Origin of the sequence: Nocardia sp. NPDC019395 (assembly GCF_040632335.1) — a bacterium.
Lineage (GTDB): Bacteria > Actinomycetota > Actinomycetes > Mycobacteriales > Mycobacteriaceae > Nocardia.
Window position 1 is genome coordinate 1 of record NZ_JBEYBT010000042.1, and the last position, 2178, is coordinate 2178.

At 63.7% G+C, this 2178-nt stretch carries 2 protein-coding genes; both read left to right on the top strand.

Annotated features, from left to right (window positions below; genetic code table 11):
• Positions 1-71: 71 nt before the first annotated feature.
• A complete protein-coding gene (istA, locus tag ABZ827_RS31265; RefSeq protein WP_357244698.1) occupies positions 72-1313 on the top strand; it encodes an IS21 family transposase in 1242 nt (413 codons plus the stop codon).
• On the top strand, positions 1313-2110 hold the full coding sequence (gene istB / locus ABZ827_RS31270) for an IS21-like element helper ATPase IstB (RefSeq protein WP_357244695.1): 798 nt from the start codon (positions 1313-1315) through the stop codon (positions 2108-2110). The genes istA and istB overlap by 1 nt, the downstream gene beginning before the upstream one ends.
• The last annotated feature ends 68 nt before the right edge of the window (positions 2111-2178 follow it).

Genomic DNA, 2178 nt, shown 5'->3' on the forward strand with positions numbered 1-2178 from the left:
TGTCGCTTCCGCCTGAAGACTGACCCTCTGATTCCGGGTGAATGCTGACCCACCCCGTGAACGATCATGAGGTGCTGAACGTGGAGGACTGGGCGGAGATCCGCCGGTTGCATCGCGCTGAGGGGATGGCGATTCGCGCGATCGCTCGCCGGATGAAGGTTTCGAAGAACACGGTGAAGAAGGCGCTGGGTTCGCATGAACCGCCGCGATATCGGCGCGAGCCGCGCGGGTCGGCGGTGGATGAGTTCGAGCCGCAGATCAGGGCGGTGCTGGCGGAGTTCCCGGACATGCCGACGACGGTGATCATGGAACGAGTCGGCTGGCAGCGCGGCAAAACGGTGTTCTTCGAGCGGGTGCAGCAGTTGCGGCCGTTGTTCAAGCCGGTGGATCCGGCATCACGCACTGAGTATCAGCCCGGTGAGCTGGCCCAGTGCGATCTGTGGTTCCCGTCGGTAGATGTTCCGTTGGGATTCGGGCATGTGGGGCATCCGCCGGTGTTGGTGATGGTCAGCGGCTATTCGCGGATCATGGCTGCGACGATGATCCCGACCAGGCAGAGCCCGGATCTGCTGGCCGGGCATTGGTTGTTGATCTCGGGGTGGGGGCGTGTTCCCAGAGCTTTGGTCTGGGACAACGAATCCGCGGTCGGTCAATGGCGCGGCGGAAAGCCGCAGCTGACCGAGACGATGAATGCGTTCCGGGGATCGCTGGGCATCCGGGTGATCCAGTGCCGTCCTCGTGATCCGGAGGCCAAGGGTTTGGTGGAACGGGCGAATGGCTATCTGGAGACGTCGTTTCTGCCGGGCAGGGTGTTCACCAGCCCGGCCGATTTCAATGCCCAGCTCGGCGAGTGGCTGATCAAAGCCAACCAGCGTCACCATCGTCGACTGGAGTGTCGACCCCTCGATCGGTGGGAGGCCGATCGGCGGTCGATGCTCGAGCTGCCGCCGGTGGATCCGGTGGTCGGCTGGCGGCTCACCACTCGCCTGCCTCGCGACCATTACGTTCGCCTGGACTCCAACGACTACTCGGTGCATCCGGCTGCGATCGGCCGTCGGGTCGAGGTTCGCGCTGATCCGGAGCAGGTGGTGGTCACCTTGGCCGGCGCCGAGCTTGCTCGGCATCAACGGTGCTGGGCTGGGCACCAAACCATCACCGATCCCGACCATGCGGCTGCGGCCGCGGATCTTCGCCGTTCTCGGCGTTTGGTCGCGGTTCCCGCGATCGACACCGATGTCGAGCATCGAAACCTTTCCGACTACGACCGCATGTTCGACCTCGGTGAGGCGAGCAGCAGCGAGGAGATCGCCTGATGGCCGCCAAGACCGCAACCAATGGTTCACGCAACGTCACCTCCGAAATCGCCTACCTCGCTCGAGCGCTCAAAGCCCCGACACTCGGCAATGCGGTCGAGCGACTCGCCGAACGCGCCCGCGCCGAGAACTGGAGCCATGAAGAGTTCCTCGCTGCCTGCCTGCAGCGCGAGGTCTCCGCCCGCGAATCCCACGGTGGTGAAGGCCGCATCCGCGGAGCGCGGTTTCCATCTCGAAAGGCACTGGAAGAGTTCGACTTCGATCACCAGCGATCCCTAAAACGCGATGCGATCACCCACCTGGGGACCTTGGATTTCATCACCGCCAAGGAGAACGTCGTGTTCCTCGGACCGCCCGGCACCGGCAAAACGCATCTGTCGATCGGGCTCGGCATCCGCGCCTGCCAAGCCGGGCACCGCGTCGCGTTCGCCACCGCATCGGAATGGGTCTCGCGGCTGGCTGAGTCTCATCACGCCGGAAAACTGCAGGCTGAGCTGATCAAACTCGGCCGGATTCCGCTGATCATCGTGGATGAAGTCGGCTATATCCCGTTCGAAGCCGAGGCCGCGAACCTGTTCTTTCAGCTCGTCTCGTCCCGCTACGAGCGGGCATCACTGATCGTGACGAGCAACAAACCATTCGGCCGATGGGGCGAGGTCTTCGGCGACGACGTTGTCGCCGCCGCGATGATCGACCGCCTCGTCCACCACGCCGAAGTCCTCTCGATGAAAGGAGACAGCTACCGACTCAAGGACCGCGACCTCGGCCGCGTCCCAGCGGCCAAAACCAACGACTGACCAAAACCAACAGGGGTGGGTCCGGATTCCACCGGAACGACCGGGTCACGATTCAACCGAAGTTGACA